At 65.0% G+C, this 15,462-nt stretch carries 13 protein-coding genes; 10 read left to right on the top strand and 3 right to left on the bottom strand.

Annotated elements, in window-relative coordinates; all coding sequences use genetic code 11:
• Positions 1 to 21 precede the first annotated feature (21 nt).
• The 4 genes from mdtD (at position 22) to yccS (ending at position 6,485) form a co-directional block, all read left to right on the top strand.
• Positions 22 to 1,449: a multidrug transporter subunit MdtD gene (gene mdtD / locus RAC97_RS01130; protein ID WP_375098870.1), complete on the top strand. Its 1,428-nt coding sequence runs from the start codon at positions 22 to 24 to the stop codon at positions 1,447 to 1,449.
• Positions 1,450 to 1,561: 112 nt separating this feature from the next.
• On the top strand, positions 1,562 to 2,899 hold the full coding sequence (dbpA, locus tag RAC97_RS01125) for an ATP-dependent RNA helicase DbpA (protein WP_375098879.1): 1,338 nt from the start codon (positions 1,562 to 1,564) through the stop codon (positions 2,897 to 2,899).
• A gap of 85 nt (positions 2,900 to 2,984) precedes the next feature.
• On the top strand, positions 2,985 to 4,166 hold the full coding sequence (locus RAC97_RS01120; RefSeq protein ID WP_375098871.1) for an NAD(P)/FAD-dependent oxidoreductase: 1,182 nt from the start codon (positions 2,985 to 2,987) through the stop codon (positions 4,164 to 4,166).
• A gap of 135 nt (positions 4,167 to 4,301) precedes the next feature.
• Complete coding sequence (yccS, locus tag RAC97_RS01115) at positions 4,302 to 6,485, top strand: YccS family putative transporter (RefSeq protein ID WP_375098872.1); 2,184 nt, start codon at positions 4,302 to 4,304, stop codon at positions 6,483 to 6,485.
• Between the two features lie 117 nt (positions 6,486 to 6,602).
• Here the strand turns inward: yccS and RAC97_RS01110 are convergent, their stop codons facing one another.
• The 3 genes from RAC97_RS01110 to RAC97_RS01100 all read right to left on the bottom strand — a co-directional run bounded on the left by RAC97_RS01110 (position 6,603) and on the right by RAC97_RS01100 (position 8,282).
• On the bottom strand, positions 6,603 to 7,340 hold the full coding sequence (locus RAC97_RS01110) for a substrate-binding periplasmic protein (protein ID WP_375098873.1): 738 nt from the start codon (positions 7,338 to 7,340) through the stop codon (positions 6,603 to 6,605).
• Positions 7,341 to 7,471: 131 nt separating this feature from the next.
• Complete coding sequence (locus tag RAC97_RS01105; RefSeq protein WP_375098880.1) at positions 7,472 to 7,768, bottom strand: helix-turn-helix domain-containing protein; 297 nt, start codon at positions 7,766 to 7,768, stop codon at positions 7,472 to 7,474.
• 13 nt (positions 7,769 to 7,781) lie between these two features.
• Complete coding sequence (locus RAC97_RS01100) at positions 7,782 to 8,282, bottom strand: M48 family metallopeptidase (RefSeq protein ID WP_375098874.1); 501 nt, start codon at positions 8,280 to 8,282, stop codon at positions 7,782 to 7,784.
• A 193-nt stretch (positions 8,283 to 8,475) separates the two neighbouring features.
• Between RAC97_RS01100 and RAC97_RS01095 the strand changes: the two genes are divergently transcribed.
• The 6 genes from RAC97_RS01095 (at position 8,476) to RAC97_RS01070 (ending at position 15,461) form a co-directional block, all read left to right on the top strand.
• Complete coding sequence (locus tag RAC97_RS01095) at positions 8,476 to 9,381, top strand: helix-turn-helix domain-containing protein (protein ID WP_375098875.1); 906 nt, start codon at positions 8,476 to 8,478, stop codon at positions 9,379 to 9,381.
• Positions 9,382 to 9,528: 147 nt separating this feature from the next.
• Complete coding sequence (locus tag RAC97_RS01090) at positions 9,529 to 10,839, top strand: ABC transporter substrate-binding protein (protein ID WP_375098876.1); 1,311 nt, start codon at positions 9,529 to 9,531, stop codon at positions 10,837 to 10,839.
• Positions 10,840 to 10,921: 82 nt separating this feature from the next.
• On the top strand, positions 10,922 to 11,845 hold the full coding sequence (locus tag RAC97_RS01085) for a carbohydrate ABC transporter permease (protein WP_379671399.1): 924 nt from the start codon (positions 10,922 to 10,924) through the stop codon (positions 11,843 to 11,845).
• A 10-nt stretch (positions 11,846 to 11,855) separates the two neighbouring features.
• A complete protein-coding gene (locus RAC97_RS01080) occupies positions 11,856 to 12,689 on the top strand; it encodes a carbohydrate ABC transporter permease (protein ID WP_375099638.1) in 834 nt (277 codons plus the stop codon).
• A gap of 162 nt (positions 12,690 to 12,851) precedes the next feature.
• A complete protein-coding gene (locus RAC97_RS01075; protein ID WP_375099640.1) occupies positions 12,852 to 13,964 on the top strand; it encodes an ABC transporter ATP-binding protein in 1,113 nt (370 codons plus the stop codon).
• 21 nt (positions 13,965 to 13,985) lie between these two features.
• Entirely contained in the window at positions 13,986 to 15,461 is a 1,476-nt protein-coding gene (locus RAC97_RS01070) for a mannitol dehydrogenase family protein (RefSeq protein WP_375099641.1), read from the top strand.
• Position 15,462 lies beyond the last annotated feature (1 nt).

Here is a 15,462-nt window from a genome sequence, read left to right as displayed (position 1 = left end):
GTACTGACGAACGAGGAAGTCATGCCCGAACGCGCCCCGCTCGACCCTACCACCGCCCGCTGGATCCCCTGGGTCGTGGCCATCGCCTTCTTCATGCAGTCGCTGGACGGCACCATCCTCAACACCGCGCTGCCGTCCATGGCCCACTCATTGTCGGAAGACCCGCTGCGCATGCAGGGCGTGATCATCGCCTACATGCTCACCGTGGCCCTGCTGATTCCCGCATCGGGCTGGATCGCCGACCGCTTCGGCACCAAGCACATCTTCTTCGGCGCCATCCTGCTGTTCAGCCTAGGCTCGTTGCTGTGCGCCATCGCCAACAGCCTGGGCTTTCTGATTTTCGCGCGGGTCATCCAGGGCCTGGGCGGCGCGCTGATGCTGCCGGTGGGAAGGCTGGTCGTGCTGCGCGCCTACCCGCGCTCGGAGCTGGTGCGGATCATGAGCTTCATCACCATTCCCGGCCTGCTCGGGCCGTTGCTGGGGCCGACCGTGGGCGGCTGGCTGGTGGAGATTCTCAGCTGGCACTGGATCTTCCTGCTCAACCTGCCGGTCGGCGCGCTGGGCTGCTACGCGGTGTGGAAGTTCATCCCCGACCTGCGCGGCAGCGAGCGCACCACCTTCGACGGGCCAGGCTTCGTGCTGTTCGGTGCGGCAATGGTGCTGATCACCATCGCCATGGAAGGCCTGGGCGAACTGCACCTGCCGCACCTGCGGGTGATGTTGCTGCTGTTCGCCGGCATGGCTTGCCTGGCGGCCTATTGGCTGCGGGCCGGGCGCGACCCGGAGCCGCTGTTTTCGCCCAGCCTGTTTCGTGTGCGCACCTTCGCCATCGGTATCCTGGGCAACCTGTTCGCCCGCCTGGGCAGCGGCGCCCTGCCCTTCCTGGTGCCGTTGCTGCTGCAAGTGGCGCTGGGCTATTCGCCGTCGCAGGCGGGCATGAGCATGATTCCGCTGGCGGCGGCGGCGATGGTGGCCAAGTCGATTGCCCGGCCACTGATCGAGCGCCTGGGCTACCGCATCATTCTTACCGGCAACACGCTACTGCTGGGCATCCTGCTGGCCAGCCTGGCGCTGGTCGACGAAAACACACCTTATGCCCTGCTGCTGACCCAACTGGCCTTGCTTGGCGCGGTCAACTCGCTGCAGTTCACCGCCATGAACACGGTGACGCTGATCGACCTGGACGATGCCAGCGCCAGCAGCGGCAACAGCCTGCTGTCGGTGGTCGCGCAAATTTCCCTGAGCCTTGGCGTGGCCTGTGCGGGGGCCTTGCTCGGTGGTTTCACCGCCTCGGGCAGCGCCGAAGGCGTGGAAACCACGCTCGCCGCGTTCCAGCTGACCTTCGTGACCATCGGCGTCATGGCCATGCTGGCGGCGACCATCTTCCTGCAACTGGCGCCGACGGACGGAAGGCGTGCCCGTCGTCCGGAACAACACGTGGAATCGTAGGGCGAATGGCCATGAGGCTGGTAGACTGTGCGGCATTTTTCGCTTCGCACCGCAGGCCCGCCTCGTGACCACCACTTCCTCCGCCTTCGCCACCCTGCCGTTGTCCGCCGCCATGCTGGCCAACCTGGACACCCTCGGCTACACCGCGATGACGCCGATCCAGGCGCAGAGCCTGCCGGTCATCCTCAAGGGCCAGGACCTGATTGCCCAGGCCAAGACCGGCAGCGGCAAGACCGCCGCCTTCGGCATCGGCCTGCTCAACCCGATCAACCCGCGCTACTTCGGTTGCCAGGCCCTGGTGCTGTGCCCTACCCGGGAGCTTGCCGACCAGGTAGCCAAGGAGCTGCGCCGCCTGGCCCGCGCCGAGGACAACATCAAGGTCCTCACCCTGTGCGGTGGCGTGTCGCTCGGCCCGCAGATCGCCTCGCTGGAGCATGGCGCGCACATCATCGTCGGCACGCCAGGGCGCATCCAGCAGCACCTGGACAAAGGCACCCTGGTGCTCGACGGCCTCAACACCCTGGTGCTCGATGAAGCCGACCGCATGCTCGACATGGGCTTCTTCGATGCCATCGCCAGCATCATCGGGCGCACCCCGGCCCGTCGCCAGACGCTGTTGTTCTCGGCCACCTACCCCGCCGGTATCGAGCAACTGGCCGCCGACTTCATGCGCAAGCCGCAGCAGGTGAAGGTCGAGAGCCTGCACGCCGACAATCAGATCGAGCAGCGCTTCATCGAGATCGACCCGCAGCAGCGCCTGGAAGCCACCACCCGCGTACTCGGCCACTACCGCCCGACGTCCTGCGTGGCATTCTGCTTCACCAAGCAGCAGTGCGAGGACCTGGTGACCCACCTCAAGGCCAAGGGCATCCACGCCCAGGCGTTGCACGGCGACCTCGAGCAGCGCGACCGCGACCAGGTACTGACCATGTTCGCCAACCGCAGCAGCTCGGTGCTGGTGGCCACCGACGTAGCCGCCCGCGGCCTGGACATCGATGGCCTGGACATGGTCATCAACGTCGAGCTGGCGCGCGATGCCGAGATCCACGTGCACCGCGTCGGCCGCACGGGGCGAGCTGGCGAGAAGGGTATCGCGGTGAGCCTGGTGGCGCCTGCCGAAGGGCACCGCGCCCAGGCCATCGAGGCATTGCAGAAAAGCCCACTGCGCTGGGACCAGCTGGACAGCCTGAAGAACAAGGGCGGCGAGCCGCTGCTGCCAGCCATGACCACCCTGTGCATCGCTGCCGGGCGCAAGGACAAGCTGCGCCCAGGCGATATTCTCGGCGCTCTGACTGGCGATGCCGGCATCCCCGGTACCCAGGTGGGCAAGATCGCCATCTTCGATTTCCAGGCGTTCGTCGCCGTGGAGCGGGCGGTGGCCAAGCAGGCCATGCAGCGGCTCAACAGTGGCAAGATCAAGGGCCGCGCCCTGAAGGTGCGCATCCTCTAACGCTTTGCAGTCCCCCTGTAGGAACGGGCTTGCCCGCTCCTACAGGGTTCGGCGTCTCACTCTTGAATTCAGACAGGTTTTTACCGTGCACTCCACCGACGTGATCATCCTCGGCGCCGGCGCCGCCGGCCTGATGTGCGCCCAGCTCAGCGCCCGCCGCGGGCGCCGTGTGCTGCTGCTCGACCATGCCAACAAGCCGGGCAAGAAGATCCTCATGTCCGGCGGCGGGCGCTGCAACTTCACCAATATGTACACCGAGCCCGCCAACTTCCTCTCGCACAACCCGCACTTCTGCAAGTCGGCCCTGGCCCGCTACACCCAGTGGGACTTCATCGAGCTGGTGGCCAGGCACGGCGTGCCGTACCACGAGAAAAAGCTCGGCCAGCTGTTCTGCGACAACAAGTCCAGCGACATCCTCGACATGCTGCTGGCCGAGTGCGACGCGGCCGGCGCCGAGCTGCGCATGAACACCAGCATCGAGACCATCGCCAAGGTCGAAGGCGGCTACCAGCTGCAAACCAGCGCGGGGGCGTTCGCCTGCCAGTCGCTGGTGATCGCCACCGGCGGGCTGTCGATCCCGACCCTGGGTGCCACCGGTTTCGGCTATCAGGTGGCGCGCCAGTTCGGCCATGAACTGCTGCCGACCCGCGCGGGGCTGGTGCCGTTCACCATCACCGAGCCGCAACTCAAGGCCCTGTGCACCGAGCTTTCCGGCACCTCGCTGGACTGTATCGCCAGCTGCAACGGCGCAAGCTTTCGCGAGAACCTGCTGTTCACCCACCGCGGCCTGAGCGGGCCGGCGATCTTGCAGGTTTCGTCGTTCTGGGAAGCCGGTGACACGGTGGAGCTGAACCTGTTGCCCGACCGCGATGCCCTGGAGTGGCTGCAAGGCCAGCAGGCCGAACGCCCCAACAGCGAGCTGAAAACCGTGCTGGGCGAGGTGTTCACCCGCAAGCTGGCCACCCTGCTGGCCGAGCAATGGTTCGTTTCCAAGCCCCTGAAGCAGTACACCCCGGCGGAATTGGCCGAGGTGGCGGAAAAGCTCGCGGCCTGGCAAGTGGTGCCGGCGGGTACCGAAGGCTATCGCACTGCCGAGGTGACGCTGGGTGGAGTGGACACCCGCGAGGTGTCGTCCAAGACCATGGAGTCACTCAAGAGTCCAGGGCTGTATTTCATCGGCGAGGTACTGGACGTCAGTGGCCACCTGGGTGGCTTCAACTTCCAGTGGGCCTGGGCTTCGGCTAACGCCGCGGCGCAGTTCGTGTAGAGTAGAAACCTTTCAGCACGGAACGCTTCATGCTGGTCTGTGCCAGGTCAGGGTATTGGGGCCGCGAAGGTCTCGCCACGGCTCCAAGGCCATGACCGCCAAAGGACACCCATTCGCTCACCGCCCAGGGCCATCATGTCATCGAGCTCGTTCCGCCATTCCTTGCGTCGCCTGTGGGGCCAAGACAAGTTCAGTTACGCCATCCGTGTGACCATCGCCCTCACCGGCAGCATGGCCTGGTGCTTGTACCAGAACGAGATGAGCCTGCTCATCCCGCTGTTCCTGGGCATTATCGCCAGCGCCCTGGCCGAGACCGACGATGGCTGGCAGGGCCGCCTCAGCGCGCTGGTCGTGACCCTGGTATGTTTCGCGGTCGCGGCGCTGTCGGTGGAGCTGCTGTTCCCCTACCCCTGGATCTTCGTCATCGCCATGGCCCTGGCAGCGTTCGGCCTGACCATGCTCGGCGCGCTGGGCGAGCGCTATGGCGCCATCGCCTCGGCCACATTGATTCTCTCGGTGTACACCATGATCGGTGTGGACCAGCGCGGCGGCCAGGTCACCGACTTCTGGCACGAGCCGATGATGCTGGTGGCCGGCGCCGCCTGGTACGGGTCGCTGTCGGTGCTGTGGCAGGCGCTGTTTTCCAACCAGCCGGTGCAGCAGAGCCTGGCCAAGCTGTTCTTTGAACTGGGCAGCTACCTCAAGCTCAAGGCCAGCCTGTTCGAGCCGGTGCGCACCCTGGACGTCGAGGCCGGGCGCCTGGAGCTGGCCAAGCAGAACGGCAAGGTGGTGGCGGCGCTCAATGCGGCCAAGGAAATCATCCTGCACCGAGTCGGCAACAGCCAGCCGAACTCCAAGGTCAGCCGCTACCTGAAGCTGTACTTCCTGGCCCAGGACATACACGAGCGGGTCAGCGCCTCGCACTACCCCTACAACGCCCTCAACGAGGCGTTCTTCCACAGCGATGTGATGTTCCGCTGCCAGCGCCTTTTGCGCAAACAGGGCGCCTCCTGCCAGGAGCTGGCCCGTTCCATTCGCCTGCGCCAGCCCTTCGTGCTTGCCAGCGGTTACCCCGAGGCCCTGGAAGACCTGAACGCCTCGCTGGAACACCTGCGCGAACAGAACAACCCTGCCTGGCGCAGCCTGCTGCGTTCGTTGCGCGCCCTGGCGGCGAACCTGGCCACCCTCGACCGCCTGCTCAGCGCTGCAAGCAACCCCGACAGCCTGGCCGACGCCAGCGACAGCAGCCTGCTCGACCGCTCGCCGCGCAACCTCAAGGATGTCTGGAAACGCCTGCGCACCCAGCTCACCCCGACTTCGCTGCTGTTCCGCCACGCCCTGCGCCTGCCACTGGCGTTGTCGGTCGGCTACGGCATGGTGCACCTGATCCACCCCACCCAAGGCTACTGGATCATCCTCACCACCCTGTTCGTCTGCCAGCCCAACTATGGCGCCACCCGGCGCAAGCTGGTGCAGCGGGTGATCGGTACCGCCATCGGCCTGACCGTAGGCTGGGCGCTGTTCGACCTGTTCCCCAACCCGCTCATCCAGTCGCTGTTCGCGGTGGTGGCTGGAGTGGTGTTCTTCGTCAACCGCACCACCCGCTACACCCTGGCCACGGCGGCGATCACCTTGATGGTGCTGTTCTGTTTCAACCAGATCGGCGATGGCTATGGGCTGTTCCTGCCGCGCCTGTTCGATACCCTGGTCGGCGCGTTGATCGCCATCCTCGCGGTGTTCCTGTTCCTGCCCGACTGGCAGGGGCGGCGCCTGAACAAGGTGCTGGCCAACACCCTGACCTGCGCCAGCCTGTACCTGCGCCAGATCATGCAGCAGTACGCCAACGGCAAGCGCGACGACCTGGCCTACCGCCTGGCCCGACGCAACGCGCACAACGCCGACGCGGCGCTGTCCACCACGCTTTCGAACATGCTGATGGAACCGGGGCACTTCCGTAAGGAGGCCGACGTGGGCTTCCGCTTCCTGGTGCTGTCGCACACCTTGCTCAGCTATCTGTCAGGGCTGGGGGCGCACCGCGACACCGCGCTGCCGGCGGAAGTCCACGAGCAGTTGATCGATGGTGCGGGCAGCAGCCTGGCGCAGAGCCTGGATGAAATCGCCAATGGCCTGGCGGCGCGGGCGCCCATCGCGATCCACAGCGACAGTGAGGAAGCGCTGGCCAACCAGTTGGAGCAGATGCCCGAGGAGCTGGATGAGCACCAGCGCCTGGTACAGACCCAGCTGGCGTTGATCTGTCGACAGTTGGGGCCGCTGCGCACCCTGGCGGCGCACTTGAACAAGGAAGGCGAGCCGACCTGATGTGTTGCCAGCACTGGCCCTTTCGCGGGTAAACCCGCTCCCACAGGTTCGGCACTGAACTCAAGAGCGGTGCAGTACCTGTGGGAGCGGGTTTACCCGCGAAGAGGGCGACACCGCTCACAAGCCGTAATGCTTCATCAACCGCGCATAGCTGCCATCGGCCTTCATCGCCTCGATCGCCTGCTCGAACCGCTGCACGATCACCTGGTGCTGCGGGTGCTTGAGGCTGACCAGAATGTGCAGACTGTTCTCCCCCAGCGGCCGCTCGACGAAATCCACCGCGTCGCGAACCGCCGACGGCTCGGAGCGCAGGTTGTAGCGCGCCACGTACTCATCCTCCACCGCCAGGTCCACCCGGCCAGCCGCCAGCATGCGCACGGCAGAGGGGAAGTTGCGCACGGGCACTTTGTTCAGCCGGGTATCGCTGTCGAAATCGGCCGCGTAGGCGTAGTCGCGGACCACAGCGATGCTGTACGGGTAAAGGTCGGGCAGCTTGCGAAAGCTGAAAGCGTCGCCCTCGCGCTTGAGCAGGCGGATGCGGTTGGTCAGGTAGGGGGCGGAGAACTGGCCAAGGCGCGTGCGCGATTCGTTATACCAGGCATTCACGAGCACATCGTAACGCCCTTCGCCCACGCCCATGAGCGCCCGCGCCCAAGGCACTTCCTCGAACTTGCTGGCATAGCCCGCGCGGGCCAATGCCTCGGTGACGATACCGGTGGCCAGCCCGCCGCCCGGCATGCTGCGGTCGGTGAACGGCGGCCAATGGTCGGCCACCAAACGCAGGGTCTGCTGTGCCCACGAAGGCGTTGCAAGCATCGATACCGCAAGACCTAGAACACAAAGCAGTGGCCGCATGCTCAGTTCCTTTCGCAGTTGGGGTTCCACGCTGGTCTCGGGAGATTACACAAAGGCGCGAGGCGCCCGCAGCGGGCAATAATGTCATTTAGCCTCTATTTTGGCCGAAATGCATGAAAACTTTTCCTGGATCAGGGGTAGCCGAGCACGTCGCGGATCTGCCGCAGGTGCTGGATGATCCACTGCTTTTCGATCGCGCCCCAGTCGTGGATGCGGTAATGCCCTGCATGGTTGCGCGCGCCGGCCTGTTGCTCGAACGCGCAGACGATGTCCAGGTCGGCCAGGGCGGCGATGGTGTCCTGGGCAGTGCGCCGCGGCATGCCGGTGGCTTCCATCAGCGCCGGCACGCTGGTGGCTGTCTGGCTGTCGATCAGCCAGGCCACGTAGAGGCGACGGTAGAAGCTGCTCTTGGTCTTGCTCACTTCCATGGCGGTGGGCTCCTTATTCATGGCCTGGCAGCTCTTGGTAGGTCAGGTAGATGCGCAGGTCGAACTCCAGTTGATGGTAGTCCGGCTCCATGTGCTGGCACAGCTGGTAGAAGGCTTTGTTGTGGTCGCGCTCACGCAGGTGAGCCAGCTCGTGCACCACGATCATGCGCAGGAACTGCGGCGCTGCGTCCTTGAACAGCGAGGCGATGCGGATTTCCTTCTTGGCTTTGAGCTTGCCGCCCTGCACACGTGAGACCGCCGTGTTCAGGCCCAAGGCGCGGTGGGTGAGGTCGAGGCGATTGTCGTAGAGCACCTTGTCCAGCGGCGGCGCAGTGCGCAGGTATTCCTGGCGCAGGTCCTGGGCGTAGCTGTACAGCGCCTTGTCGCTCTGCACGTCATGGCGGCCTGGGTAGCGCTGTTGCAGGTAAGCGCCCAGGCGGTCGCTGGCGATCATCTGGCGAACCTGGTCCTGCAGGTGCGGGGGGTAGGCTTGCAGGTAGCGTAGGGGGGTCATGGCGTCGTGTTTGTTGGCCGATGGCGGAGTTTATCAGGCACGGCCCTTTCGCGGGTAAACCCGCTCCCACAGGTAGGGTGCAGTTCTCAAGAGCTACGCCGTACCTGTGGGAGCGGGTTTACCCGCGAAGAGGCCCGCACAGGCAAGCATTTTTGGCTAGGATATCCACTCGCCCCCGGTCGACGCGATCATCATGCCCAAAACCAGCAAAGTCACCGACCCGTCCTACGAATTGATGGATGACCACGAAGGTCATTCATTGATCTACCGCCAGCACGGCTTCCCCAGCCCGCTGGTGCGCTGGCACTTTCACAAGGAATACGAACTGCACCTGATCGTCGCCAGCGCAGGCAAGGTGTTCATCGGCGACTACATCGGCAACTTCGGCCCCGACACGCTGTTCCTCACCGGCCCCAACCTGCCGCACAACTGGATCAGCCAGCTCGACCGCGACGAAGCGGTGGAAAAGCGCGACATGCTGGTGAACTTCACCGACGAGGTGCTGGAAGACGGCAGCAGCGTGTTTTCCGAGCTGAACCAGCTGGCGCCGCTATTGGCCAGGGCCCGCTATGGCATCGAATTCCGCGACGCGGCCTTGATCAGCGAAAGCCGCCACCTGCTGCAACGCATCGCCGACAGCAGTGGCATGACTCGCCTGGGATACTTTTTTATCCTCATGGAACAACTCGCTGCCTGCGAGGACTACCAGTTGCTGTCCACCGTCACCTCCTCGCAGTTGGCCGACGAACACAATGTCGAGCGCATCAACCGGGCGGTGGACTACATCTTTCAGCACTATGCCCACGACCTCTCCCAAAACGAGGTCGCCGAGCATCTGGGCATGACCCCCACCTACTTCTCACGCTTCTTCAAGCAGGCTGCCGGGCGCGGTTTCGTTGAGTTCGTCAACCGCCTGCGGATCAGCAAGTCCTGCGAGCTACTGGCCAAGAGCGACCTGCCGGTAACCGAGGTGTGCTTCGAATCGGGCTTCAGCAACCTGTCGAACTTCAATCGGCGCTTCCAGCAACTCAAGGGCATGACCCCCTCCGGTTATCGCAGCCTGGTGACCCAGCGCCTGACCGAGCAGAACCAGCACTGAAAACCCAGCAGTGCAAAAAAGTATCAACCACTGTGCAGGCAAGGCTTTGTCCGCATCGCCGTGCAGCGGTGTAATCGGCAGCGAGCGACATAAAAAACACAATAATGTCTTCCGTGCCCTCACCCGGCCCGGGAGGGGAGTTCACAGATGAACGACTCGATCAAGGCCTGTGTGGCCGCCGCCTGCCTGAGCCTGCCGCTGTTCGCCCAGGCCGCCGAAACCCTGACCATCGCCACGGTCAACAACAACGACATGATCCGCATGCAGCGTCTGGCCAAGGTGTTCGAAGAGCAGCACCCGCAGATCAAGCTCAAGTGGGTTGTGCTCGAGGAAAACGTGCTGCGCCAGCGCCTGACCACCGACATCGCCACCCAGGGCGGGCAGTTCGACGTGCTGACCATCGGCATGTACGAAGCGGCGCTGTGGGGCGAGAAAGGCTGGCTGGAGCCGATGACCAACCTGCCCGCCGACTACAACCTCGACGACGTATTTCCCTCGGTACGCGAAGGCTTGTCGGCCAAGGGCACGCTGTACGCCCTGCCGTTCTACGCCGAAGCCTCGATCACCTACTACCGCAAGGACCTGTTCCAGCAGGCCGGGTTGGACATGCCCGAGCAGCCCACCTGGACGCAGATCGGCGAATTCGCTGCCAAGCTGAACAAGCCCGACCAGGGCCAGTACGGGCTTTGCCTGCGCGGCAAGGCCGGCTGGGGCGAGAACATGGCGCTGATCGGCACCGTGGCCAATGCCTTCGGCGCACGCTGGTTCGACGAGCAGTGGACACCTGAATTCAGCGGCAACGAGTGGAAGAACGCGCTGACCTTCTACGTCGACGCCATGAGGCAGTACGGCCCGCCCGGCGCCTCCAGCAACGGTTTCAACGAGAACCTGGCGCTGTTCAACAGCGGCAAGTGCGCCATCTGGGTCGATGCCAGCGTGGCCGGCTCGTTCGTCACCGACAAGAGCCAGAGCAAGGTGGCCGACGACACCGGCTTCACCTTCGCGCCGAGGGAGGTTACCGACAAAGGTGCCTCGTGGCTGTATTCCTGGGCGCTCGCGATCCCTGCCAGTTCCAAGTCCAAGGACGCCGCCAAGACCTTCAGCACCTGGGCCACCTCCGAGGCCTACGGCAAGCTGGTGGCCGAGAAGGAAGGCGTGGCCAACGTGCCGCCCGGCACCCGTGCCTCGACCTACAGCGATGCGTACCTGGCCGCCGCGCCCTTCGCCAAGGTGACGCTGGAGTCGCTCAAGCGGGTCGACCCCAAGCACCCTACCCTCAAGCCCGTGCCCTACGTGGGCATCCAGCTGGTGACCATTCCTGAATTCCAGGCTATCGGCACCCAGGTCGGCAAGCTGTTCTCCGCCGCCCTGACCGGGCAGATGAAGGTCGAGCAGGCGCTGGCCGCTGCCCAACAGTCCACCGAACGCGAGATGAAACGCGCCGGTTACCCCAAGTAACCCGCCACCGATCGCTACCGCGCAGCGCCCTGCGCGGTGGCGGCTGGCCGCGCCCTTTTCGAAAGAAACCCACGGAGTCGCCATGAACACCTCGGCCCTCGACACCCAGCCCCTCGCCGCCCCGCGCCCCACCAAACACAGGGTCGGCCCCGGCTGGTTCCTGGTCAGCCCCTCGGTGGCACTGCTGCTGTTGTGGATGCTCGTGCCCCTGGGCATGACCCTGTACTTCTCGCTGATCCGCTACAACCTGCTGTACCCCGGCGAAAACGATTTCGTGGGCCTGGAGAATTTCAGCTTCTTCGTCACCGACGCAGGCTTCATGCCAGGCGCGCTGAACACCCTGACCCTGGTGGGCAGCGTGCTGCTGATCAGCGTGGTGCTCGGCGTGCTGATCGCCGCGCTGCTGGAGGCCGGTGAATTCTGGGGCCGTGGCGTGGTGCGGGTGCTGCTGATCTCGCCGTTCTTCATCATGCCCACGGTCAGTGCGCTGCTGTGGAAGAACCTGATCTTCCACCCGGTGTCGGGCATTCTGGCTGCCATTTGGCGGCTGTTCGGCGCACAGCCCGTGGACTGGCTGGCGCACTACCCGTTGCTGTCGATCATCCTGATCGTGTCGTGGCAGTGGCTGCCGTTCGCCATCCTGATCCTGATGACCGCCATGCAGTCGCTCGACCAGGAGCAGAAGGAAGCCGCGCGCCTCGACGGCGCCGGCCCCCTGGCAATCTTCTGGCACCTGACCCTGCCGCACCTGGCCCGGCCCATCGCCGTGGTGGTGATGATCGAGACCATCTTCCTGCTCTCGGTGTTCGCCGAGATCTTCACCACCACCAGCGGCGGCCCGGGCTACGAGTCCACCAACCTCGCCTACCTGATCTACAACCAGGCCCTGCTGCAGTTCGATGTCGGCATGGCCTCGGCCGGCGGCCTGATCGCCGTGGTCATCGCCAACATCGCCGCTTTCGTGCTGGTGCGGATGATCGGCAAGAACCTTACCGAGCGCAGCTAAGGAGCCCACCATGCTGACACTCAAGCAACACCGCCGCCTGCGTGACGGGCTGATCGGCCTGCTGTGCTGGGGCATCGCCCTGGTGATCTTCTTCCCGATCTTCTGGATGCTGCTGACCAGCCTCAAGACCGAGCTGGACGCCTTCGCCACGCCGCCGCAGTTCATCTTCACGCCGACGCTGGAAAACTACCTGCACATCAACGAGCGCAGCGACTACTTCGCCTACGCCTGGAACTCGGTGCTGATTTCGTTCTCGGCCACCCTGTTGTGCATGCTGATCGCGGTGCCGGCGGCGTACTCGATGGCCTTCTTCGAAACCCGCCACACCAAGCGCACGCTGCTGTGGATGCTGTCGACCAAGATGCTGCCGCCGGTGGGCGTCCTGATGCCGATCTACTTGCTGGCCAAGCAGTTCGGCCTGCTCGACTCGCGCCTGTCGCTGATCATCGTCTACACCCTGATCAACCTGCCGATCGTGGTGTGGATGGTGTACACCTACTTCAAGGACATTCCGGTGGACATCCTCGAAGCCGCCCGCCTGGACGGCGCCGGCACCTGGCAGGAGATCGCCCATGTGCTGTTGCCGATCGCCCGCGGCGGGCTGGCCTCGACCGTGCTGCTGTCGTTGATCCTGTGCTGGAACGAGGCGTTCTGGTCGCTCAACCTGACCTCTTCGGCCGCCGCCCCACTGACCGCGCTGGTTGCCTCCTACTCGAGCCCCGAGGGGCTGTTCTGGGCCAAGCTCTCGGCCGTCTCCACCCTGGCCTGCGCGCCGATCCTGATCTTCGGCTGGATCAGCCAGAAACAGCTGGTGCGCGGGTTGTCGTTCGGTGCCGTGAAATGAGCCGCCTGGAAACTCCGCTGCGCTCCCTGTGGGAGCGGGTTCACCCGCGAAGCACACAACGCGGTGCATGGCACCGGCTGCGCCGGTGTTCGCGGGTAAACCCGCTCCCACAGGACCCTGCAAAATCTCAACTTTCCCCGGCCACCGCGGAGGTAACTCGACATGGCTGACCTGAAGATCCGCAACCTGCAAAAAGGCTTCGATGGCCACGCCATCATCAAGGGCATCGACCTGGACGTACGCGACCGCGAGTTCGTGGTGTTCGTCGGCCCCTCCGGCTGCGGCAAGTCGACCCTGCTGCGGCTGATCGCCGGGCTGGAGGAAGTCAGCAGCGGCAGCATCGCACTGGACGGCGTCGACATCACCGACACCGCCCCGGCCAAGCGCGACCTGGCCATGGTGTTCCAAACCTACGCACTGTACCCGCACATGACCGTGCGCAAGAACCTGTCGTTCGCCCTGGACCTGGCCGGCGTGGACAAACGCGAAGTGGCCAGCAAGGTGGACAACGCCGCGCGCATTCTCGAACTGCAACCCTTGCTCGAACGCAAGCCGCGCCAGCTCTCGGGCGGCCAGCGCCAGCGCGTGGCCATTGGCAGGGCGATCGTGCGCAATCCGAAGATCTTCCTGTTCGACGAGCCGCTGTCGAACCTCGACGCCGCCCTGCGCGTGCAAATGCGTCTGGAACTGGCACGGCTGCACCAGGAGCTGGCCGCTACCATGATCTACGTGACCCACGACCAGGTCGAGGCGATGACCCTGGCCGACAAGGTGGTGGTGCTCAATGGCGGGCGCATCGAGCAGGTCGGCTCGCCCCTGGAGCTGTACCACCACCCGGCCAACCTGTTCGTCGCAGGCTTCCTCGGCACACCGAAGATGGGCTTCTTGCGCGGCCACCTGAGCCGCAACCAGGGCAACCAGTGTGAAGTCGCCCTCGAATGCGGCACGCGCATCAACCTGCCGCTGTGCGTCAGCGCGCTGGCCACCGGCAGCGCAGTGACCCTGGGCATTCGTCCCGAGCACCTGAACATCACCCGCACCGGCCTTGGCGATGCAGGCTCGCTGCAAGTCACCGCCGACGTCAGCGAACGCCTGGGCAGCGACAGCTACTGCCATGTGCGCAGCGCCTCCGGGGAAATGCTCACCGTGCGCGTGCGCGGCGACTTCGCCCCAGGCTACGGCGAGCAGTTGGAGCTGACCTTCGACCCAGGCCACTGCCACCTGTTCGACAGCAACGGCCAGGCCCTCGACAAACGACTGCAACAGGTGGCCTGAAGCCGCCTCAAGGTACCCAGGATGAAACTCAACCGGCACAACCTCGGGCAGCTGGCGACCACCGTCGCGCGCCCTTCCTACGACCCGACGGCCTTGGCCCAGGGCATCGTGCACATCGGCGTCGGCGGCTTCCACCGCGCCCATCAGGCGGCCTATACCGATGCCCTGATGAACCGCGGCGAAGGCCTGGACTGGGCGATCTGCGGGGCGGGCCTGCGCAGCGACGACCGCGCGATGCGCGACACCCTCAAGGCCCAGGACCACCTCTACACCCTGTTCGAACTGGGCGACACGCCCGACACCGAGGTGCGGGTGATCGCCGCGATCAACGACATGCTGCTGGCCGAAGACAGCCCCGAAGAGCTGCTGGGCAAGCTGTGCGAGCCAGGTATTCGGATCGTCTCGCTGACCATCACCGAGGGCGGCTACTGTATCGACGACAGCACCGGCGAATTCCGCGCCGACCTGCCGCTGATCCAGCATGACCTGGCCAACCCGCGGGCGCCACGCAGCGTCTTCGGCTTTCTCTGCGAGGCCCTGCGCCGACGTCGCGAGGCCAGGCTGGGCGCGTTCACCGTGATGTCCTGCGACAACCTTCCACATAACGGCGACGTGGCGCGCAAGGCCCTGCTGGCCTTCGCCCACCTGGCCAACCATGACTTGGCCCAGTGGATCGCCAGCAACGTCAGCTTCCCCAACGCCATGGTCGACCGCATCACGCCCATGACCAGCGCCACCCACCGCCAGCAACTGGCCGAACACCATGGTGTCGAGGATGGCTGGCCGGTGGTCTGCGAGCCGTTCCTGCAATGGGTGCTGGAAGACAAGTTCGTGGCTGGGCGCCCGGCCTGGGAAAAGGTCGGGGTGCAATTCACCGACGATGTCACGCCCTACGAGGAAATGAAGATCAAGCTGCTCAACGGCAGCCACCTGGCGCTCACCTACCTGGGCTTCCTGCAAGGCTACCGGTTCGTCCACCAGACCCTGGCCGACCCACTGCTGCGCCGCTACATGCGCACCTTCATGGACCTCGACGTAACCCCGCAACTGGCACCGGTGCCTGGCATCGACCTGGAGCAGTACAAGGACAGCCTGACCGAGCGCTTCTCCAACACGGCCATCGCCGACCAGCTGGAGCGCGTGTGCTCGGACGGCTCGTCGAAGTTTCCCAAATTCATCGTGCCCACTGCCAACCGCCTGATAGCAGACGGCAAGCCACTGGAGCGCGTGGCGTTGGTAGCAGCGGCCTGGGCCCTGTACTTGCGCGGCGTCGACGAAAACGGTACGCGCTACGAGATTCCCGACCCCCGCGCCGAGGACTGCAAGGCCCGCGTGGTGCAGCGCGAAGGCCTGGCGGCGCGGGTGCTGGGCGACGAGGTGATCTTCGGCACGGCGATCCCGGCGTCCAAGGCGTTCGTCGCGGCGTTCGAGCAGATGTACGACAGCTTGCGCGAGCACGGCGTGAGCAAGACCTTGAGCCGAGTACTCGGCGACTGAC

This window comes from Pseudomonas sp. LS_2 (genome assembly GCF_042709235.1).
Classification (GTDB): domain Bacteria; phylum Pseudomonadota; class Gammaproteobacteria; order Pseudomonadales; family Pseudomonadaceae; genus Aquipseudomonas.
The sequence above is the reverse complement of the archived record's forward strand: the minus strand, read 5'-3'. Positions and strand labels throughout refer to the sequence as shown.